The sequence below is a fragment of the Pseudomonas sp. GGS8 genome (genome assembly GCF_024168645.1).
Taxonomy (GTDB): domain Bacteria; phylum Pseudomonadota; class Gammaproteobacteria; order Pseudomonadales; family Pseudomonadaceae; genus Aquipseudomonas.
Genome location: NZ_JALJWF010000001.1, coordinates 6,632,570 through 6,653,367 on the forward strand (window position 1 = coordinate 6,632,570; position 20,798 = coordinate 6,653,367).

Annotated in this window: 19 protein-coding genes and 1 pseudogene; 11 read left to right on the forward strand and 9 right to left on the reverse strand. The window is 58.2% G+C overall.

Going from position 1 to position 20,798, the window contains the following annotated elements:
* Window positions 1-14: 14 nt before the first annotated feature.
* The 3 genes from J3D54_RS29880 to J3D54_RS29890 all read right to left on the reverse strand — a co-directional run bounded on the left by J3D54_RS29880 (window position 15) and on the right by J3D54_RS29890 (window position 1,698).
* Window positions 15-905, reverse strand: coding sequence for a pseudouridine synthase (locus J3D54_RS29880; protein ID WP_253426284.1), 891 nt, complete (start codon window positions 903-905; stop codon window positions 15-17).
* 72 nt (window positions 906-977) lie between these two features.
* Entirely contained in the window at window positions 978-1,298 is a 321-nt protein-coding gene (locus J3D54_RS29885) for a hypothetical protein (protein ID WP_007895054.1), read from the reverse strand.
* A 151-nt stretch (window positions 1,299-1,449) separates the two neighbouring features.
* Window positions 1,450-1,698 carry a glutaredoxin family protein gene (locus J3D54_RS29890; protein WP_253426286.1) on the reverse strand — a complete coding sequence of 83 codons (249 nt, stop codon included), beginning with the start codon at window positions 1,696-1,698 and terminating at the stop codon, window positions 1,450-1,452.
* Between the two features lie 197 nt (window positions 1,699-1,895).
* Here J3D54_RS29890 and J3D54_RS29895 point away from each other — a divergent pair, with 197 nt between their 5' ends.
* On the forward strand, window positions 1,896-3,608 hold the full coding sequence (locus tag J3D54_RS29895) for a monovalent cation:proton antiporter-2 (CPA2) family protein (RefSeq protein WP_253426289.1): 1,713 nt from the start codon (window positions 1,896-1,898) through the stop codon (window positions 3,606-3,608).
* A gap of 1 nt (window position 3,609) precedes the next feature.
* On the opposite strand, the gene J3D54_RS29900 is transcribed toward J3D54_RS29895, so the two are convergent.
* Entirely contained in the window at window positions 3,610-4,818 is a 1,209-nt protein-coding gene (locus tag J3D54_RS29900) for an ammonium transporter (protein ID WP_253426291.1), read from the reverse strand.
* Between the two features lie 305 nt (window positions 4,819-5,123).
* Between J3D54_RS29900 and J3D54_RS29905 the strand changes: the two genes are divergently transcribed.
* The 8 genes and pseudogenes from J3D54_RS29905 to J3D54_RS29940 all read left to right on the forward strand — a co-directional run bounded on the left by J3D54_RS29905 (window position 5,124) and on the right by J3D54_RS29940 (window position 13,581).
* Entirely contained in the window at window positions 5,124-5,438 is a 315-nt protein-coding gene (locus J3D54_RS29905) for a YqjD family protein (RefSeq protein WP_253426293.1), read from the forward strand.
* A 1-nt stretch (window position 5,439) separates the two neighbouring features.
* The gene (locus tag J3D54_RS29910) at window positions 5,440-5,829 is read left to right on the forward strand and encodes a phage holin family protein (protein ID WP_253426295.1); all 390 of its coding nucleotides are present in this window, start codon (window positions 5,440-5,442) and stop codon (window positions 5,827-5,829) included.
* Entirely contained in the window at window positions 5,826-6,167 is a 342-nt protein-coding gene (locus tag J3D54_RS29915) for a hypothetical protein (RefSeq protein ID WP_253426297.1), read from the forward strand. The genes J3D54_RS29910 and J3D54_RS29915 overlap by 4 nt, the downstream gene beginning before the upstream one ends.
* A gap of 125 nt (window positions 6,168-6,292) precedes the next feature.
* Entirely contained in the window at window positions 6,293-7,456 is a 1,164-nt protein-coding gene (locus tag J3D54_RS29920) for an EAL domain-containing protein (RefSeq protein WP_253426299.1), read from the forward strand.
* Window positions 7,457-7,523: 67 nt separating this feature from the next.
* A complete protein-coding gene (locus J3D54_RS29925; RefSeq protein ID WP_007940029.1) occupies window positions 7,524-8,855 on the forward strand; it encodes a deoxyguanosinetriphosphate triphosphohydrolase in 1,332 nt (443 codons plus the stop codon).
* A 171-nt stretch (window positions 8,856-9,026) separates the two neighbouring features.
* Window positions 9,027-9,431, forward strand: a complete 405-nt coding sequence (locus J3D54_RS29930) for a response regulator (RefSeq protein WP_253426302.1) — start codon at window positions 9,027-9,029, stop codon at window positions 9,429-9,431.
* 255 nt (window positions 9,432-9,686) lie between these two features.
* Window positions 9,687-10,312, forward strand: a pseudogene (locus J3D54_RS29935) (response regulator).
* An 8-nt stretch (window positions 10,313-10,320) separates the two neighbouring features.
* Window positions 10,321-13,581 (forward strand): transporter substrate-binding domain-containing protein, encoded by a 3,261-nt coding sequence (locus tag J3D54_RS29940; protein ID WP_253426305.1) that lies wholly within the window; start codon window positions 10,321-10,323, stop codon window positions 13,579-13,581.
* A gap of 154 nt (window positions 13,582-13,735) precedes the next feature.
* On the opposite strand, the gene J3D54_RS29945 is transcribed toward J3D54_RS29940, so the two are convergent.
* Both J3D54_RS29945 and J3D54_RS29950 read right to left on the reverse strand, forming a co-directional pair.
* Window positions 13,736-14,218, reverse strand: a complete 483-nt coding sequence (locus J3D54_RS29945) for a GAF domain-containing protein (protein WP_253426311.1) — start codon at window positions 14,216-14,218, stop codon at window positions 13,736-13,738.
* Window positions 14,215-15,105 carry an ATP-binding protein gene (locus J3D54_RS29950; protein ID WP_253426313.1) on the reverse strand — a complete coding sequence of 297 codons (891 nt, stop codon included), beginning with the start codon at window positions 15,103-15,105 and terminating at the stop codon, window positions 14,215-14,217. Before J3D54_RS29950 ends, J3D54_RS29945 begins: the two co-directional genes overlap by 4 nt.
* 166 nt (window positions 15,106-15,271) lie before the next feature.
* On the opposite strand from J3D54_RS29950, the gene J3D54_RS29955 reads away from it, so the two are divergent.
* Complete coding sequence (locus tag J3D54_RS29955) at window positions 15,272-17,593, forward strand: response regulator (RefSeq protein WP_253426315.1); 2,322 nt, start codon at window positions 15,272-15,274, stop codon at window positions 17,591-17,593.
* Here J3D54_RS29955 and J3D54_RS29960 read toward each other — a convergent pair.
* From J3D54_RS29960 to msrB, 3 genes are all read right to left on the reverse strand, one after another.
* The gene (locus tag J3D54_RS29960) at window positions 17,577-18,038 is read right to left on the reverse strand and encodes a MarR family winged helix-turn-helix transcriptional regulator (protein ID WP_253426317.1); all 462 of its coding nucleotides are present in this window, start codon (window positions 18,036-18,038) and stop codon (window positions 17,577-17,579) included. The genes J3D54_RS29955 and J3D54_RS29960 overlap by 17 nt on opposite strands.
* Window positions 18,035-18,520 (reverse strand): glutathione peroxidase, encoded by a 486-nt coding sequence (locus J3D54_RS29965; protein WP_018930016.1) that lies wholly within the window; start codon window positions 18,518-18,520, stop codon window positions 18,035-18,037. The genes J3D54_RS29960 and J3D54_RS29965 overlap by 4 nt, the downstream gene beginning before the upstream one ends.
* A gap of 154 nt (window positions 18,521-18,674) precedes the next feature.
* On the reverse strand, window positions 18,675-19,070 hold the full coding sequence (gene msrB, locus J3D54_RS29970; protein WP_253426319.1) for a peptide-methionine (R)-S-oxide reductase MsrB: 396 nt from the start codon (window positions 19,068-19,070) through the stop codon (window positions 18,675-18,677).
* 225 nt (window positions 19,071-19,295) lie between these two features.
* On the opposite strand from msrB, the gene J3D54_RS29975 reads away from it, so the two are divergent.
* Window positions 19,296-20,507, forward strand: coding sequence for a pyridoxal phosphate-dependent aminotransferase (locus tag J3D54_RS29975; RefSeq protein WP_253426850.1), 1,212 nt, complete (start codon window positions 19,296-19,298; stop codon window positions 20,505-20,507).
* The last annotated feature ends 291 nt before the right edge of the window (window positions 20,508-20,798 follow it).

Consider the following 20,798-nt stretch of genomic DNA (forward strand, 5'->3'; position numbering starts at 1 on the left):
AGAATCGCCTGTTATCACCACTGCAAGGTGAGGGTGCTTTCGAATTCTCTTTCCTGCCCCGTGACCGGATCGACAAATCGCAACCCCTGGGCCAGCAGCTTCAAGGGGTTGGCATAGTCGTCTTCCATGTCCTTGAGCACCTGCGGATAGAACGGGTCATTGCAGATGCCAGCCCCCAGGGCCGCCATGTGCACTCGCAACTGATGTTTCTTGCCCGTTACCGGGTAAAGCGCATAGCGCCAGAACTCACCTTTTTTTTCCCTGACCTCGACAGCCGTCTCAGTATTGCTGACGCCCGGACCTTCCTGCATGCGAAAGAACGGCTCGCCATCGATGAGTCGACTTTTATGAACCATCGGGAAGGTCAGTTCAGGCAATGCCCGAGCGATTGCTTCGTAGCGCTTTTCGATCTGGCGTGTAGGAAACAATGACTGATACGCCGACCGACTCTGAGGGTTGGCTGAAAACAGCACCAGCCCTGCCGTATGCCGGTCAATGCGATGCAAAGGCACCAGATGTGGGTTGTCCAGTCGCCGGATCAGTCGACGCAGCAATGTCTGCTCCACATACTCCCCAGCCGGCGTCACCGGTAGAAAGTGCGGTTTGTCCGCCACCACCAGATGCTCGTCGGCATAGAGGATCGACTCCACCACAGGAATGGGTTTTTCGTCCGGCACTTCACGAAAATAATGAATCCGCAAACCTTCCTTGTAAGGCAGATCCAGGGCTATCGGCATGCCTTGCCCATCGAGGACACGACCGCGAGCAATTCTGTCCAGCCATTGCTCACGACCGATGGCGCTGAAGTGTTCGCACAGGCAATCGAACACGGTCTGCCACGGACCTGGCGGCAGATAGAGCGTGCTGGCCTGGTTGTGCGCAGCAGAAAAAGATGAAGTGGACATACGAAAAGCTCTAACCCTCAATGCAGGGCAGCATTATCCAACAGTGGCCGGAACGAACCTAGAAGAGAATCCTCAGGCCGGTATCGACTGCGTTCGAGCGGCCGCTTCGGTGAATTCCTTGAGCCAGCGCAGCACATCGACCGCTTCCCAGCGACCCGGATCATAAAGCGCGTACAACAACCCCTGATAGCCCACAACATCGAGCTGCCGGTGATAACCCGCACGCTGGAACAAGGCTTCGATTTCGGCGAAGCAGGTGTTGAAATGCAGTTTGTTGAAGGGCGTTTTCCCCTCCGTGACCAGGCCATCCAGACGCAATTCGAGAACCGCCTCGCGTACCACGTCGGCCGACATCCGGTTCACACTGTTCTTCAATTGTTCGACATTGACCACATTTCATCCCTCTGACGTCCGGGATCGGCTGCCCAAACCCGAACAGGGCGAAGCATGGCAGGCAATCCGAATAACTGTATACACATACAGTAACCGAATAACCAACCTTTCGCCAATGGATGAAGCGGGGACAGCGACGGGTGGGACGTCTTCAACTGGCGTCACGGCTGAGGAACGCTACGACCTGATCCGCATCGAAGGGCCAATCAAGTTCAGCGCCGTTATCAAGACGCCGCAGCACCGGTATACGCAAACCATAGTCTTCGACCCAATCTTCGTTTTCCGCGATGTCGACCAACTCCACCAACAAACCGTTTTCGACAAAGGACATCAGAAGTGCTTCGGCGACTTCACAAAGATGGCAACCAACGGTGCCGAACAGCTGACATTCAGGAGGCATGACGACAAGACCAAACGAAGTAAGCGCTCATTCTAGGCCCGGCATCAAACGCAGTCGAGCCGACGTCCGAGCAACGGTGATTTCAAGAGGTTTCGGTAAAACTCTGACGCAAATCATTTGCCTCAACGGTCATTTGCGCGATGCTCACGTCTTTTTTATCTCTACGCTTGAGTAGCCAGAACCCCACGGAGTTTTTTGTGTTCGCCAATCTGTTGATCATCCTCGCCTCCTCCCTGGTGGTAATTGCACTGTTTCAGCGCCTGCGATTGCCACCGGTGCTGGGCTACCTGTGCGTAGGGCTGATGATCGGGCCGACAGCGTTCAACTGGGTGAATGAAAATGAAGATTTACCCGATCTGGCGGAATTAGGCGTGGTGTTTTTGCTGTTCTCCCTGGGGCTTGAGTTTTCCCTGTCGAAAATGCTCACACTGCGCCAGGTGGTATTTGGCTTGGGCAGCCTGCAGGTGCTGGGGTCCGGGATCGTGCTGGGGGCGTTGCTGATGCTGTTCGGCGTGCCGATCACACCGGCCCTGTTACTCGGCGCCGGTCTGGCGCTGTCCTCTACCGCCATTGTCAGTAAGGAGCTGAGCAGCCTCGGCGAGATTTTCAGTCGTCACGGCCAGAATGCCATCGCCGTGCTGTTGTTTCAGGACGTGATCGCGGTGTTACTGCTGACTCTGGTGCCGGTGTTCGCCGGCAGCAGCGACCAGGCCTGGTATTGGGCGCTGCCGCTGACGCTGGCCAAGACGCTGGTGCTGTTCGTCGGTCTGCTGCTGGTCAGTCGCTGGTTTCTGCCACGACTGTTCCATGAAGTCGCCGCGGCCCGGTCCGCGGAGCTGTTCGTCCTGTTGGCGTTGGTGATCGTTCTGCTGACGGCCTGGCTGACTCACTTGCTCGGCCTCTCTCCTGCCCTGGGCGCCTTTCTCGCCGGCATGCTGCTGGGGGAAAGCCACTATCGACATCAGATCGAAGCCGACATCCGTCCGTTCCGCGACATCCTGCTCGGGGTGTTCTTTGTCAGTATCGGCATGCTGATCGACTTGCGCCTGTTTGCCAGCCACGGCCTGCTGATTCTCGGTCTGACCCTGGGGTTGTTGCTGATCAAAGGCACTGTGGTCGCGCTGCTGGTCAAATGGCGCGGCAGCGATGGTGAAACCGCCTGGCGCAGCGGCCTGGCATTGGCTCAGGGCGGCGAATTCTGCTTTGCCCTGATGGCGCAGATGCAACAGAACCAACTGATGCCCGCCGACCTCGGCGGCCTGCTGCTGGCGGCCACGTTCTGCTCAATGCTGGTAACGCCTTTACTGCTGCGCGCCGCTCCCCGCATCGCCATGCGTCTGCACCGCAAACCCAACAAAGCAGCCGAGCTCGAAGAAATCAGCGCGCTCAACGCCAGCTTGCACAATCATGTAGTGATCTGTGGTTACGGCCGCGTCGGTCAGTCCATCGGGCGTTTCCTGCGTCATGTACAGCAACCGTACATTGCGCTGGACACCGACCCGGTGCGGGTCCAGGAAGCCGTCGTCAATGAAAGCTGCGTGCATTACGGCGACTCACGCCGCGGCGAGCTGCTGATCGCGATAGGGCTGGAGCGCGCAAGACTGTTGGTGGTTGCCGTGGACAAGACGGACATCGCCCTGCTGATACTCAAGGAAGCACGGCGGCTCAACCCGACCGTGCCGATCCTGGTGCGCACCCGGGATGACAGCCAGTTGGCCGAATTGAAGGCGGCCGGTGCCAGCGAAGTCGTACCCGAGTTACTGGAGTCCAGCCTGATGCTCGCCTCCCACGCGCTGATCATGCTGGGCATACCCGGCCAGCAGGTGCAGGACCGGGTCGACCAGGTACGGCATGACCGCTATCGCCTGTTGCACGGTTTCTATCCCGGCACCGGCGATGAAGAACGCTGATTCAATCCAGGCTCACGGCGCCAATCTTGTGCACCGACAAGTCCGCGCCGTAATACTCTTCTTCCTGGCTCAGGCGCAGGCCATGGACTGCCTTGATCGCGCCATACACGGCAAAACCACCGGCCAGTGCCACGGTTACCCCCAAAGAAGTGCCGATCAACTGGCTGATCAGGCTTACGCCCCCCAAACCACCCAAAGCGGTTTGACCGAAGATGCCGCAAGCGATCCCGCCCCAGACGCCACACAGCCCATGCAAAGGCCAGACACCCAACACATCGTCGATACGCCATTTGCCTTGGGCCGCGGTAAAGCACCAGACAAACAGGGCCCCGGCGATGGCGCCGGTCACCAATGCGCCCACCGGGTGCATCAGATCCGAGCCGGCGCAGATCGCCACCAAACCGGCCAATGGGCCGTTATGCAGGAAGCCTGGGTCATTGCGCCCGACGATCAACGCCGCCACCGTGCCGCCGACCAGGGCCATCAACGAGTTCACCGCCACCAACCCGCTGACGCCCTGCAGGGTCTGGGCGCTCATCACGTTGAAGCCAAACCAGCCGACGATCAGGATCCACGACCCCAATGCCAGAAAGGGGATGCTCGAGGGCGCGAATGCCACCAGTCGCCCGTCGCGATAACGACCTTGCCTTGGCCCCAGCAGCAACACCGCCGCGAGGGCCAGCCAGCCGCCCATGGCATGAACCACCACGGAGCCGGCGAAGTCATGGAAGCTGGCGCCAAAACGCTCCAGCAACCAGGCTTGCAGACCGAAATTACCGTTCCAGACCACGCCTTCGAAGAAGGGGTAGATGAACGCCACGATCAGCGCCGTCGCGCACAACTGCGGGACGAACCGGGCGCGCTCGGCGATGCCTCCGGAAATGATCGCCGGTATCGCCGCGGCAAAGGTCAGCAGAAAGAAAAACTTCACCAGCCCATAGCCATGATCGGCGGTGATCACCGCCGCCGGTTGCATAAAACTGACCCCGTAGGAAATCCAATAGCCTATAAAGAAGTAGGCCAGGGTCGAAATGGCGAAGTCGCTGAGGATCTTCGACAAAGCGTTGACCTGGTTCTTTTGGCGAACCGTACCGACCTCAAGAAAGGCGAAACCGGCGTGCATGGCCAGGACCATGACCGCACCGATAAGGATGAACAACGTGTTGGAGCTATGGACCAGACTGTCCACAGCACTTTGCAGATTTTCCATGGATTGGCAGACCTGAAGGCTGAAAAAAGCACCAAAGCAGTTCGCACAGATGACCGACGCACCAAGTTGCAGCTCATCCAGACCGCGACGCTGATCCGGATGAACCGCTTTGGCGCACAAGACCGCCGCCTCTGCGCGAGTTTTGATTGTTTGAGTTAGGGTTTTCCTGAAATCATGCCCGGCAACAGCGCAATAGCGCCGGCTGACGCACCACGACGTAGCAAAAGATGTACCAGTCATTTGTACTGAACCTTCGCGCAAGGCTCATACTCGAACGCTTCAGAAGCCACTTACGGAGATCACCAATGGCACGCATCAAGGCAAAGACTGCTCAAGAAATTCTGATGGAAGATTTTCAGACACTGGTCAGCGACACCGAACGGTTGCTGGAACACACCGCATCCCTGGCCGGTGATCAGGCCGATGAGCTGCGTGAGCAGATCCGCGACAGTCTGCTGCGCGCCCGGGAAACCCTGAAGCTGACCGAAGACTCCCTGCGCGAGCGCGGCAAAGCGGCTGTCACCGCCACGGAAGATTACGTCCAGGCCAACCCATGGCAATCGGTCGGGATCGCAGCCGGCGTGGGTTTCCTGATTGGTCTGCTGGCCACTCGGCGCTGATATGGCAATCGATGAATCCGGCTCGTCCGCGACGGGCACCCGCTCTTCATCGCGGCGCCTGGGTGCCGCATTTCTTGGATTGCTGCATAGCCATGTCGAACTGTTCGGCATCGAACTGCAGGAGCAAAAAGCACGCACCGTAAGCCTGTTGCTGTTTGCAGGCCTGACGCTGGTCTTTGCCTTGTTGTTGTTAGTGGGGTTGTCGACGCTGGTGTTGATCCTGTTTTGGGACACCAATCGCCTGGCGGCAATCATCGGGCTCTGTGTGTTCTACACCTTTGCGGCGTTGTTCTGCGCAATGCGCTTGAGGGCAGCGATTTTTGATGAGTCCTCGCCCTTCCATGGCACCCTGGAAGAGCTGGCCAACGATCGGGAGCGTCTGTTGCCATGAGCCTGCCTGAACTTCCCCGTAACAGCTCACGCACGGAAATGCGCAAGGCGTTGATCCGCCTGCGCATGGAAATGCATCGCCAGGAAATTCGCCACGAATCCCAACAACTGCTGCTGCCCCTGCAACGGGTACGTGGCATGACGCAAAACCTGCAAGACAGTTTCGGCATCAAACACGCCCCGCTCTGGGGCATCGCGGCCGTGATCGGGTTGGGCTTTCTGACCGGTAAGGGTGCCAAGAGTGGCGGTATCGGCAGCCTGACCAAACTGGTTAGCCTGGGCGCTACATTAGGGCCGCTGATCAAGCTGGTCATGCAGAACTCTTCGCGCAAACACTAATCAGTCTTGTCTGGCTGCATTCTTGCAATACCACCGGGATTAACCTCTTTATCGAGAGGTTAATCCCGCGTACCTACCTGGCGACCAGGTTTTTATCCAGAACAACACCTTAATAAGGAGGCCTCGTGATCGACGGGCAACCGCTCGCCTGTTTTCAGCCATTCATCGATACCGCTACAGGCCGTATCGCTGGTGTCGAAGCGCTGGGCCGATTGCGCCAGGCCGATGGTCAACTGATGTCGGTAGGTGCGCTGTTCGCCGATCCGCGAACCCCGGCCATCGCCCTGCGGCGTCTTGATCGCCAGATTCGCGACAACGCCCTGAGCCGTCTGCATGAAGCGCCCGCTGACTGGTTTCTCAGCCTGAACATCTCACCCCGCTGGATCAGCCGCTTGCGCCGGGACCAGGCACTGCCGAGCCTCAAGCAACTGAGCAGGCATGGTGTCGACGCACAGCGAATCGTCTTCGAGATCACCGAATTGGGCGGCGACAGCCAGCGTCTGGCTGAAGTCGTGGCCCGCTACCGGCAAGCCGGGGCGCGGATTGCCATCGATGATTTCGGTGCCGGTTACTCTCAACTCGATCGCGTGTTGGCCCTGCAACCGGACATTCTCAAGCTCGACATGCGGTTGTTTCAGGCCGCCGCGTTGGGCGGTCCCAGCAGCGATGTGGTCAAGGCGCTGGCGCAAATGGCGGAGAAAACCGGTTGCTGGATCATTGCCGAAGGCGTGGAAACCGAAGCTCAACTGAATTTTGCCCTGGAATGCGGCTCACGCTACGTACAGGGCTTTCTGTTCGCCCGAGCGCAAGCGGATTTCTTCGCCACCGACGCCTTTGTCGAGCGCTTCGCGCAATTGCGCCAGCGTTACGTACAACAAAAACTGACTGAACGTGCTCGCCTGATGATCATGCGCCAGCAACTCAGCGAACTGATGGCCATCCTGCAAGCCTGGGCTCAAGCCGACGCCCCCCTCAGCGCTTTGCCGCAACTGGAAGCGTTTCCCTGGCTGTTGCGTTTTTATCAGTGCGACCGCCATGGCACGCAACTGACCCCCAACCTGGAATGGCGCCACAACGGCTGGGAAGCCGATAACCGCTATCTGGGTCACAACTGGTCATGGCGCCCCTATTTTTATCACTTGCTGGCCGAGGGTTGGGATGAGCGCCGTCTGACGCTTTCCAACACTTACCGCGACGCCACCAGCAATCAGTATTGCCTCACTGCAGGGCAGTTTTTCGATAACGGCGAACGGCTACTGCTCATCGATATCGATGCCGCGGGGCTCTAGTTCTCCTTGCAGGTACCGGCGCGAACCGGGAAGCTAGGGGTTCAGTCAACTGACGGAGAAACCAGCCTTGGATTGGCACACCCTGCTTACCCGCGAACGCCTCGGAAAACCTGTGCACAGCCCGGAAGAACTCGGTCGCAGTCCTTTCCATAAAGACCACGACCGGATCATTTTCTCGGGTGCATTTCGCCGTCTCGGGCGCAAGACCCAGGTCCATCCGGTCTCCAGTAACGATCACATTCACACGCGCCTGACCCACTCCCTGGAAGTCAGCTGCGTCGGCCGTTCGCTGGGGATGCGCGTCGGTGAAACCATCCGTAGCGCCCTGCCCGACTGGTGCGAACCGAGTGACCTGGGGATGGTGGTGCAATCAGCTTGCCTGGCCCATGACATCGGCAATCCACCCTTCGGCCACTCTGGCGAAGACGCGATCCGCCATTGGTTCCAGCAGGCCGCCGGCCGTGGCTGGCTGGATGCCATGAGCGAAGCCGAACGCAACGACTTCCTCAACTTCGAGGGTAATGCCCAAGGCTTCCGGGTGCTCACCCAGCTTGAATACCACCAGTTCGAAGGAGGCACCCGGCTGACCTACGCCACCCTGGGCACCTACCTGAAATACCCGTGGACGGCCCGGCACGCCGACTCACTGGGCTACAAGAAGCACAAGTTCGGCTGCTACCAGAGCGAACTGCCGCTGCTGGAACAGATCGCGCATAAACTCGGGCTGCCCCAACTGGAAGAGCAGCGCTGGGCGCGCCATCCGCTGGTGTATCTGATGGAGGCCGCGGACGACATCTGCTACGCGCTGATCGATCTGGAAGATGGCCTGGAGATGGAGCTGTTGGAGTACGCCGAAGTCGAGTCTCTGCTGCTGGACCTGGTGGGCGACGATCTCCCGGAAACTTATCGCCAGCTCGGTCCACAGGATTCGCGGCGGCGCAAACTGGCGATTCTGCGGGGCAAGGCCATCGAACACCTGACCAACGCAGCAGCCCGAGCCTTCGTCGAGCAGCAGGACGCGTTGCTGTCCGGCACACTGCCGGGGGACCTTGTCGAACACATGCATGGCCCGGCCAAACGCTGCGTCCTGAATGCCAAGGACATGGCACGCAAAAAAATCTTCCAGGACAAGCGCAAGACGCTCCACGAAATCGGCGCCTACACCACCCTGGAAATCCTGCTCAATGCTTTTTGCGGCGCAGCACTGGAGCAGCACAACGGTCGTACGCCCTCCTTCAAGAACCGGCGCATACTTGATCTGTTGGGCAACAATGCACCCGATCCCCACGGTCCTTTGCACACCTCTTTCTTGCGCATGATTGATTTTATCGCCGGCATGACCGACAGCTATGCCGGTGAAATGGCGCTGGAAATGACTGGTCGTTCAAGCCACGGATAACAGCGCATCGATCAGCCGCGTCAGCGACGTCTGAACGGCTGATCGAATGTCTCGACATTCATCTGTATTTCAACATCGACAGAATCGCCCTACACCTTGTGCAGAGCTGACTGATCGATTGTTCGGCCGTCTCGCGAAACAATTGCACACCCACTGCTCGACAGATGAAGCATGAAAACTCCTACGTTCAAACACGATTGGCACATATTGCTGGTGGAAGATCATCCGTTTCAGCTGAGAGCGACTCAATACCTGCTCGAGAGTTACGGCTTCACCCAACTGACCACCACGGACAGTGCCGAAGGCGCCTTGCAACAAATGCTCAAGGCTGCGCAACCGTTCGATATTCTTCTGTGCGACCAATGCCTGCCCGACCTTCCCGGTCTTGACTTGATAGAGTTTGCCAGTCACCGGGGAATGATCAGACAGGCAATACTGCTGAGCAGCCTGACATTCGCCGAATTGGAAAAACTTAAAACAATGGCCTACGAACATGGACTTCCTTTGCTCGGCTATTTGATCAAGCCATTGAAACAATCAGACTTTAGAAACTTATTGACCTTAGCCTCACAATAAAACACGCCATTTCCTACACACTAAAACCACACCAAAAAACACAGACTAGAACTTATAACCCAACGCTTCCTCCCTCTTGACAACGCCACCCAAACTTTAACCTTTCCTCATTCAGAACCTAGTTAGTACGTAGTCCATTTCTTTTTCAATTGTAGGACTTTTCCTATATTGCTGCTATCGGCTTGTCAGTTCATGCGCCCCCTCAACTACTGAGCTAAGGTGCGCGCTTTATTTGTGCACGTATGGGATTTGATTATGAACTCCGTTTTTATTGTCGACGATCACCCTGTCATCCGCCTTGCCGTTCGAATGCTGCTGGAACATGAAGGTTACAAAGTCGTCGGCGAAACTGACAATGGCGTCGATGCCATGCAGATGGTGCGCGAATGCATGCCCGACCTGATCATCCTCGACATCAGTATCCCCAAACTGGACGGACTGGAAGTGCTCTCCCGTTTCAACGCAATGAGCACGCCATTGAAGACACTGGTGTTAACCGCTCAATGCCCGAAACTTTTCGGTATCCGCTGCATGCAATCAGGTGCATCAGGGTATGTATGCAAACAGGAAGAACTCAGTGAACTGGTGAGCGCGATCAAGGCAGTTTTATCAGGTTACAACTACTTCCCCAGCGAGGCCTTGAACCCGGTTCGCTGTGACGACGCACAGTGGGCAGACCTGGACTTGTTCAAGTCCGTTAATGATCAGAGTTGATGGTACTACAACTTTTTGCCCAAGGTCGCACCAACAAGGAAATCGCCAAAGGCATGTTTCTCAGCAACAAGACTGTCAGCACCTATAAAAAACGACTTATGCAGAAACTCAAAGCCAAATCTCTGGTTGAACTCATCGATATGGCAAAACGTAACGCGTTAGTGTGAGGAACAGGATGCCCAGTCGTTTGAAGGATTATCTAAGACTCACGGTCGCGGCTTTATACCTGAGTACCCCGGTGCTCGCGGCGCAGACAGCCAGCCAAAACTACACCCTGCTCAGTCGCTCAACGACCGGGCACATGGAAGTTCAACTGGATACCTCACAACGACAATGGGTCAAAGACAAACGTGAATTGGTCCTGGGCACGTCAGGTCCGGATTATCCGCCTTTCGACCTGACCCTCAGCGGCCACGACTACGAAGGCTTCACCGCCGACTACGCCGGCATCCTCGGCAAAGTTACGGGGTTGCCCGTCAAGGTTCAGCGCTTCGCGTCCCGAGGGGCGGCGATCGAGGCGCTGGAAAAGGGTCAGGTCGACTTGCTCGGCACCGCCAATGGGTATGAGGCCGACAATGCCGACATTGCCCTGTCCACACCTTACGCCGTGGATCAACCGGTGCTGGTGACACGGGAAGGAGAAACCAGGTCTCTGACCGATGGTCTTGCCGGCCTGCGGCTTAGCATGGTGTATCACTATCTGCCCCTGGACGAAGTCAGGGCGCTGTATCCGAAGGCAATCATCACCTCCTACCCGTCCTACCAGAATGCAATCAACGCGGTTGCCTTCGACCAGGCCGATGTTTTTCTCGGTGACACCATTTCAACTCATTACATGATCAACAAGGGGTATCTGAACAACATCCGCATGGCCAACTTCGGTAAACACGAAGCCCATGGTTTCAGCTTTGCCGTACAGAAGGGCAACCCGGACCTGCTCGGGATCATCAACGCGGTACTCAAGGCCATCCCCACCAGCGAGCGGGAAAACATCGCCAAACGCTGGAGTGCCGGCAGCGACATTCTTCTCACCGATCAAAAACTGCAACTCACTCACCACGAAGAACGTTGGCTGGCGCAACATCCGGTGGTGCGGGTGGTGGTTAATGAAGCCTTTGCGCCGCTGACGTTTTTTGACGGTGACGGCAACTTTCGGGGTGTCACGGCTGACCTGCTCGAACTGATCAGATTGCGCACCGGTTTGCGCTTCGAGATCCAGCGCAGCCGAAGCGATGACGAGATGGTCGAGCAGATCGCTAACCAGCAGGCCGACCTGATCGCCGCCCTGCTCCCCAGCGCACAGCGTGAAACGCTGTTGAACTTCAGCCGCCCTTACCTGGAAAACTCCTTTGTCCTGCTGACGCGCAAAGCGGCCGACAGCCCGACAAACCTCAACCAGCTGCAGGACAAACGCCTGGCCATTGCTCAGGGCAATCCGCTGGTGGATTACCTGCGCAGCGAGTTTCCGCGGATCAACCTGGTTGAAACTCCAGACACGTTCAGTGCCGTGGAGTTGCTCGCCGAGGGCAAGGCAGAAGGTGCGGTGAACTCATTGGTGATCGCCAATTACTTCATCTCATCGCGGATTTTCGAGCAGACACTTCAGATCACCACCACCATCGGCACCCAACAGGCGGCATTTTCCCTGGCGACCGGGCGCGACGCCAAAGAACTGAATGCCATCCTCGACAAGGCGTTGTTGAGCATTGCACCGGAAGAGCTGGGCATCATCAATAACCGCTGGCGGGGTTATTCGGCGGCTTCGCAAAGTACCTGGCGCAACTATCACCGTGTGTTCTATCAGATCGTTACCGGCGCTGGCGTTCTGCTGCTGATATCCGTTGCCTGGAACGCCTATATGAGACGCCAGATAAAACAGCGGCAGGCGGCGAAAGAACGCGCAGATGAAGCCAACCGGGCTAAAAGCACCTTTCTGGCAACCATGAGCCATGAGATCCGCACGCCGATGAATGCAATCATCGGCATGCTCGAGCTGACACTCAAACGTATCGATCACGACCATGCGGATCGACCGGCCATCGACGTCGCGTATCACTCGGCAAAAGACTTGTTGGAACTGATCGGAGACATTCTCGACATTGCGCGCATCGAATCCGGACGTCTGAGCCTGAGCCCGGAGCGCGTCAATCTGGCTGAAACCGCAGCCTCGGTGGTGCGGATCTTCGACGGACTGGCCCGGCAAAAAAATCTCGGGCTGCACCTGGCATTCAACCCTGCCAAACCGACGACCGATGTGCTGTTGGACCCGATGCGTTTCAAGCAGGTGCTGTCCAACCTGGTCAGCAATGCAATCAAGTTTACGCAACAGGGTCAGGTCAGGATCAGCCTCGAGTTGCAACCGACCGACGAGCCCGACCACGTGCAACTGCAATTGCTGGTTGAGGACAGTGGCGCCGGAATCAGCGAGCAGGATCAGCAGCGACTGTTCGAGCCTTTCGTCCAGGCCGATAACTCCGGCCAGTTACCCAGGGGCGGGGCGGGGTTGGGCCTGGTGATCAGCCGCAATCTGTGCGAAATGATGGGTGGCAACCTGCAATTGAGTAGTCAGCCAGGGGTCGGCACTCAGGTTCGGGTTTCGCTGAACCTGGCGACCCTGCCGCCTGTACAGATACCGGAAATTGCCGAGCCACAGATTCACCAGAGCGCAGCGCCCTTGAACGTTCTGGTGGTCGACGATCACCCGGCCAATCGCTTGCTCATGTGCCAGCAACTGGAGTTTCTGGGGCATCGGTTCAGCGTCGCAGCCGATGGCGAGACGGGGTTGGAGGCATGGAAGAATCAACCATTCGACCTGGTGATTGCCGATTGCAACATGCCGATCATGAATGGATATGAGATGGCTCGTGCCATTCGCCAACATGAACAGCGTCTGCAGCGCCCGCCCTGTACCGTTCTGGGTTTCACCGCCAATGCGCAGCCGGAGGAAAGACAACGCTGCAAGCAAGCCGGGATGGACGATTGCCTGTTCAAACCCCTGAGCCTGACAGCCTTGAGCCAATGGATCGAACGCATCGCGCCGAAGGTTCGTGACCCGGCGTTCAGTCTGGAGGGGCTGCACCTGTTGACCGGTGGCAACCCGACGCTGAACCGGCGATTGTTGACCGAGCTGCTCAATAGCAACCACCTGGATCACCAAACGCTGCTGACGTTGTCCCGGTCAAACGACCGGCAGTCACTCCTCGACATCGCCCACAAAATCAAGGGTGCAGCGCGAATCGTCCAGGCCTCCCGACTGATCGACAGTTGCGAGGCACTCGAAAAGGCCTGCAACAACAGGCTCCACCACGACCAAGTGGCCGATTGCAGCAAGTCCATGGAGCGCGCCATGCTCGAACTGGATCACGCGTTGCAACAACAGCTCGCACGCCACGACAAAAAGCAGAATGACGGAGCGTTAACTATGCTGGAAGGCTGAGCGTTGTGTTCATCGTCAGGGAGAAAGTTGCAATGCCCAGCCCACTGCGCCCGGATCAACGCCGGTTTCCCCTGCACATCCATATCAGCGTGATGTTCACGTTCCTGTTGTCGACCCGACAAACCTGCTGATCAAGGCCGGCTTGAAAGCCTGATCAGCAGTCGGTCAGACGCAGGAAAATTGCCGCCAGTTGCTCGATACCGGCCTGATCATCAGCGGTAAAACGCGCCAGCTTCGGGCTGTCGAGGTCCAGCACGCCGATCAGTCGACCATCCTTGACCAACGGCACGACGAGTTCACTGTTCGATGCACTGTCGCACGCGATGTGGCCGGGGAATGCGTGTACGTCTTCGACCCGCTGGGTCTGCAAGGTGGCAGCGGCAGCCCCGCACACACCGCGACCGAATGGAATCCGTACGCAGGCGATCTGCCCCTGAAACGGGCCAAGCACCAGTTCTTCGTTGCGATTAAGGTAGAAACCGGCCCAGTTCAGGTCATCGAGCTGGTTGAACACAAACGCGGAAAATTGCGCGGCGTTGGCGATAAAATCACGCTCGTCCGCCAGCAACGACTCCAGCTGTGCCCACAGCATGCCGTAGCCCTCAAGGCCCTGGCCGCTCTTTTGTAAATCGATCATGCCTTTTGCTCCAACAGCTTCAGCCCGACCCAATAGCGGGCAAATTGATACGCGCAACGTCCGTTGCGATTACCCCGGCCTGTGGCCCAGCGCACCGCGAGGATGTCCAACTCTTCGTCACGCTGCCACTTGAGGCCGGCCTTGTTGGCCAATTGGCCGATCCAGTGCTCGACGACGTTGAGGAAATGTTCCTGCGTAAACGGATAGAACGACAGCCACAGGCCAAAACGGTCCGACAGCGCGATCTTGTCTTCCACCGCTTCATTGGGATGGAGCTCGCCATCGACCCTTTTCCAGTTTTCGTTATCGCTTTCCTTTTCCGGCACCAGATGGCGACGGTTGGAGGTGGCGTACAGCAGAACGTTGTCTGGCGCCTGTTCGAGAGAGCCATCGAGTACGCTCTTGAGCACGCGATAATCACCCTCGCCCGATTCGAACGACAGGTCATCGCAGAACAGCACAAACCGTTGAGGCAGCTTGGCAATCTGCTCGACTACCCGCGGCAAGTCCGCCAGGTGGTCGCGCTCGATCTCGATCAGCCGCAGGCCGTTCTTGGCGTGTTCGGCCAGCAAGGCGCGCACCAACGACGATTTACCGGTGCCCCGCGAGCCCCAGAGCAAGGCGTGGTTGGCGGGCATGCCGTCGAGGAACTGTTGAGTATTGCGGCCCAATTGCTCAAGTTGACGGTCAACGCCGATCAGGTCGGACAGGCGCATGTCGAGGCTGACGTGCAGCGGCAACAGAAAACCATTGCGACCCTCGCGTTGCCAGCGTGCGGCCAGGCAATGTGTCCAGTCGAGCGTTTGCCGAGGCGCCGGCAGCAGCGGTTCGATACGGGCCAGAACGGCATCGGCGCGTTCAAGAAAAGCATTCAATCGGGAATCCACGTCTTCTCCTCGGGCACGTTCACAGTGATGATGGCGGTACAGCGACGAAACACAGCATCCGATGCCCGGCCAACACCCCGTACAGGTGTTTTGCGAGAACATCGGTATCCATTGATGATCGACTATGCTTGAGCAGCGAAGGGAAACGGAAGTGGTTCAACATCCCATGGATATCAAGTTCAGCCAGCGGCTGTCGTACAAGCAAGCCAAGCTTACGGTGCTGGTCGGTTTCATTCTGGGCACGCTGCTCAGCCTTGTGCAAATAGGCATCGATTATGCCAGCGAAGACGCCTCCATCAACCGCGAAATACTGTCTTTGCTGGAAATCAGCCACAACCCCGCGTCCCGCATCGCGTACAACATAGACGCCGAACTCGCCCAGGAGCTGACCCTGGGCCTGTTGCGCTCCCCGGCGATCATCGGCGCGACATTGACCGACAACAACAATACCGTGCTGGCCAACGTCAAACGCCCGGGTCTGAAAAACAATTACCGGGTGCTCAGCGACTTCCTGTTCGGCGCCAACCGACAGTTCGAAGACCGCCTCTACCTCGACCACTTGCCGGACGAGTCCCTCGGGACCTTGCACCTGGAAGTCGATACCTACACCTTCGGCAGTCGCTTCCTGCGCCGGGCCGAAGTGACCCTGCTCAACGGCTTCGCACGCAGCCTGATCCTCACGGGCATTCTGCTGGCGCTGTTTTACGTGATGCTGACCAAACCGCTGGTGCGGGTCATCCGCGAACTCAGTGGTCGTGATCCGCGCAGCGCGGAGTCGACCTGGCTGGAGTATCCGGCGGGACATGAAAATGATGAAATCGGAGTCTTGGTCAAGGTCGCCAATCAGCAGTTCGATAACATTGCCACCGAGATCCAGCAGCGGCGCAATGCCGAAAACCGTCTGACCGACTACCTCTCACAACTGGAAAATATCGTCTCGGCCCGTACTGCGGAACTCAAGGCGATCAACTCCCGACTCAGCCAATCCAACGAGGAGCTGGAAGTCGCCCGCAGGACTGCCCTGGACATGGCCGAGGCACGCTCGGTGTTCCTGGCCAACATGAGCCATGAAATCCGCACGCCCCTCAATGGCCTGCTGGGGATGATCGCACTCTCGCTGGACGGCCCGCTCAACGCCGAACAGCAGCAACAGCTGTCCATCGCCCATGACTCGGGCAAAGTGCTGGTGGAACTGCTCAACGATATTCTCGACCTGTCGAAGTTCGATGCCGGCCAGCTCGAACTCGAACACATTCCATTCGATCTCGGCTCGCTGATCGAAGACACCGCCAACCTGCTGTCCCAGAACGCCGCGCCAAGCGTCGAGCTGACGTGTCTGATCGATCCACAATTTCCCGCGCTGGTGCTCGGTGATCCGACCCGAGTCCGGCAGATCGTCAGCAACCTGCTGTCCAACGCCCTCAAGTTCACCCGCTTCGGGCGTGTCGATGTGCGTCTTTCAACGTTCGAAGACGGCGTGCGGATCGAAGTCTGCGACACTGGCATCGGCATCGCCCAGGACGCGCAGGTCAAAATCTTCCAGCCTTTCACTCAGGCAGGTGCCGGCATTACCCGACAATTCGGCGGTACCGGGCTGGGCCTGGCGTTGACGTATAACCTCTGCGAAGCCATGCAGGGGCGTCTGACGATCAGCTCGGAAGCGGGCTTCGGCAGTCAGTTCTGCGCCGACCTGCCGCTGCCCTGCCACACTCGCGCCGTTTCACCGACACGGCTGCAGGGCAACATCGTCGCGATCACCGCCGCCAGCAGTGGTCTGGCGGAACTGTTGAACAGTCTGCTGCCCGAGTGGGGGCTGGACTATCAGCAGCGTTCCATCGATGACCGATTGATCGGCCTGGAACCGGATGTGTTGATCACCGACTGCCCTGAATGCCTGTTTGGCCTGCGCCCTACTTTAACCGCGCCGATTCTGCTGGTGACCGCTTACGGCAGTTTCCTGCCCAGCGAGCAAGCCAGCGCCCTGGCACCTTTGCAGCAACAGGCGCGACCGTTGGCGCGCAATGCGCTTTACCAGACATTACGGCGGATCCTGCAACCGGAACTCAACACGATCAACGGTGCCCGCGTTGAAGTGCTCTCACCCCAGCGACGCGGGCGCATCCTGCTGGTGGAGGACAATCCGGTCAATCAATTGGTGGCCAAGGGAATGCTCGGCAAACTCGGGTGCGAGGTGAGCGTCGCCGCCCATGGCGCCGAAGCTCTGGATCAGCTCGAACAAAGCGAATTCGATCTGGTGCTGATGGACTGCAACATGCCGGTGATGGATGGCTATGAAGCCAGCCGGCAGATCCGTCGCAGCGGGCGCTGGCCACAGCTGCCCATCGTCGCCCTGACCGCCAACGCCATGTCCGAAGAACGCGAACGCTGTCGTGCGGCGGGCATGAGCGACTACCTGGCCAAACCCTTCCGCCGGGAAGAGCTGGCAGCCCTGCTCGACTTGTGGATACCCACTACGTCAGCGCTTTGATTTGCCCCAACAGGTGATCGAGACCATCGCGCAGCTCATTCAAGCGATCCAGATCGATACCGCTATCACACAACAGGCGAGCCTTGAGCGGCCCGACCTGATCGCGCAAAGCCTTGCCGGTGGGTGACAGGCTCAAGTGCACCTCGCGCTCGTCACGCGCCGAACGCTGACGCTGCACCAGTTGCAGTTGCTCAAGACGCTTGAGTAGCGGCGTGAGGGTCCCGGAATCCAGCGCCAGTCGCTCACCCAACGCCTTGACCGTCGGCTGCTCCGGCGCCGCCTCCTGCCATTCCCACAACACCAGCATCGCCAGGTATTGCGGGTAGGTCAGGCCCAGTTGATCGAGCATCGGCTTGTAGGCACGGATCACCGCCCGAGAAGCAGCGTACAGCTTGAAGCAGAGCTGACTGTCGAGCTTCAGCGAATCGACTGACAACGTGTTCATTTGAGCAGGGCTTCGATCTCGCGGCGCAGGGCTTGCGGCTTGGTGGCCGGAGCAAAGCGCTTGACCAACTGACCGTCCTTGCCGATCAGGAACTTGGTGAAGTTCCACTTGATGCCCTGAGACCCGAGCACCCCCGGCGCGCGCTTTTTCAACTGCACGAACAATGGATGAGCGCCGGCACCGTTGACTTCAATCTTCTTGAACAGCGGGAAACTCACCCCGTAATTCAGCTCGCAGAACTCGGAAATCGCCCCTTCGTTGCCCGGCTCCTGCTGGCCGAACTGATTGCAGGGAAACCCGAGCACCACCAAACCTTGATCCTTGTAGCTCTGCCAGAGCTCTTCGAGGCCTTTGTACTGCGGGGTGAAACCGCATTTGCTGGCGGTGTTGACCACCAGCACCGCTTTACCGGCGAAATCGGCCAGGGTCTTTTGCTCGCCCTTGATGGTGGTGCAAGGGATGCTCAGCAGGTTGTCGCTCATGGCACGAACTCCGAATGAAGGAAGATCAAACATAGCGAGCAATTGAATTGTGTGCAATTTAATAAATCAATAGATGCCCGACACGCGAACATCATTGCAGGAGCTGCCGGAGGCTGCTCCTGCGTACACCAGTCAGACGCACGACATCAGCAGATTATTCGCGGGGAACGAGGTCCAGGCACACCGAGTTGATGCAATAACGCAAACCGGTTGGCGGCGGACCGTCCGGGAACACATGCCCAAGGTGCGCATCGCATTTGGCGCAGACCACTTCGGTGCGGATCATTCCGTGGCTGATATCACGGATTTCGACCATCGCGCTGTCGCCGATCGGCGCGTAGAAGCTCGGCCAGCCGCAGCCGGAATCGAATTTGGTCTTTGAGTCGAACAGCGGTGCGTTGCAGCAGATGCAGTGGTAAACACCGTCGGTTTTGGTGGCGTTGTATTTGCCGGAGAACGGCCGCTCGGTGCCCTTGAGGCGACAAACGTTGTATTGCTCCGGATCGAGCATGGCCCGCCATTCTTCCAGGGTTTTTTCCAACTTTTCCATTGATACACCTCAGCAGCTGAAAAAGCCTGATCTGTATCTTTTCCACGGATCAGGCGGCACGTATGATTGCGCCTCGTCAAACGCCAGTCTGGCAGCCAGACCACGTGCATTCAAACGGATTATGAGTGCCGCCATTCGAGGCGTCAGGCCTGTGTGAATACGCAGGATTCCCAGTACGGTCGTTCATACGCCGCCTGGATCGTTCATTTTCGGGAACACATCGCCATGCAGGTCAGCAAATCGAACAAGCTCGCCAACGTCTGCTATGACATTCGCGGCCCAGTGCTCAAGCACGCCAAACGACTGGAGGAGGAAGGTCATCGTATCCTCAAGCTGAACATCGGCAACCCGGCGCCCTTTGGTTTCGAAGCGCCGGATGAAATCCTTCAGGACGTGATCCGCAACCTGCCGACCGCCCAGGGCTACAGCGACTCCAAGGGCCTGTTCAGCGCCCGTAAAGCCGTGATGCAGTACTACCAGCAAAAGCAGGTAGAAGGCGTCGGCATTGAAGACATCTACCTGGGCAACGGCGTTTCCGAGCTGATCGTGATGTCGATGCAGGCCCTGCTCAACAACGGCGACGAAGTGCTGGTGCCGGCCCCCGACTATCCCCTGTGGACCGCCGCAGTGAGCCTGGCGGGCGGTAACCCGGTGCATTACCTGTGCGATGAGCAGGCCAACTGGTGGCCGGACCTGGCCGACATCAAGGCCAAGATCACCCCGAACACCAAGGCTCTGGTGATCATCAACCCGAACAACCCCACCGGTTCGGTGTATTCGAAAGAAGTCCTGCTGGGCATGCTGGAACTCGCCCGTCAGCACAATCTGGTGGTGTTCTCCGACGAAATCTACGACAAGATCCTGTACGACGACGCCGTGCATATCTGCTCCGCCTCGCTGGCTCCAGACCTGCTGTGCCTGACCTTCAACGGTCTGTCGAAGTCTTATCGCGTGGCCGGTTTCCGTTCCGGCTGGGTCGCCATCTCCGGCCCGAAGCACCACGCTCAGAGCTACATCGAAGGCATCGACATACTGGCCAACATGCGCCTGTGTGCCAACGTGCCGAGCCAGCATGCGATTCAGACAGCACTCGGCGGCTACCAGAGCATCAATGACCTGGTATTGCCCCAAGGGCGCCTGCTGGAACAGCGCAATCGCACCTGGGAGCTGCTCAACGACATTCCGGGCGTAAGCTGCGTCAAGCCGATGGGCGCGCTGTATGCATTCCCGCGGATCGACCCGAAAGTCTGCCCGATCCACAACGACGAGAAATTCGTGCTCGACCTGCTGCTCTCGGAGAAGCTGCTGGTGGTACAAGGCACGGCCTTCAACTGGCCATGGCCGGACCACTTCCGCGTGGTCACCCTGCCACGGGTCGACGACCTGGATCAGGCCATCGGCCGAATCGGCAACTTCCTCAAATCCTACCGCCAGTAAATGGCCTGTCACCGTGCGACCCGGATAAAAGTCGCACGGTGATTAATTCAGCAACACATCTGTGTGCCCTGCCCTGCCTCGCCATTGCAAATGCTGACTGACGACACGTTTCATGCCCGCGCCCAATAACGGCGGGGGCCTGTGACGCTAATCGGCTGTCAACCGTTTCCCATGTCGACGTCAGAAATGCCCTTCAAGCAGCTAGACTGTTGCCGTAGGACACAGTTTGAAATAGTCACCCAGTTGAATAGCCCGGTGCCGCACCTTATATACCCCGCAGTACGCTACATC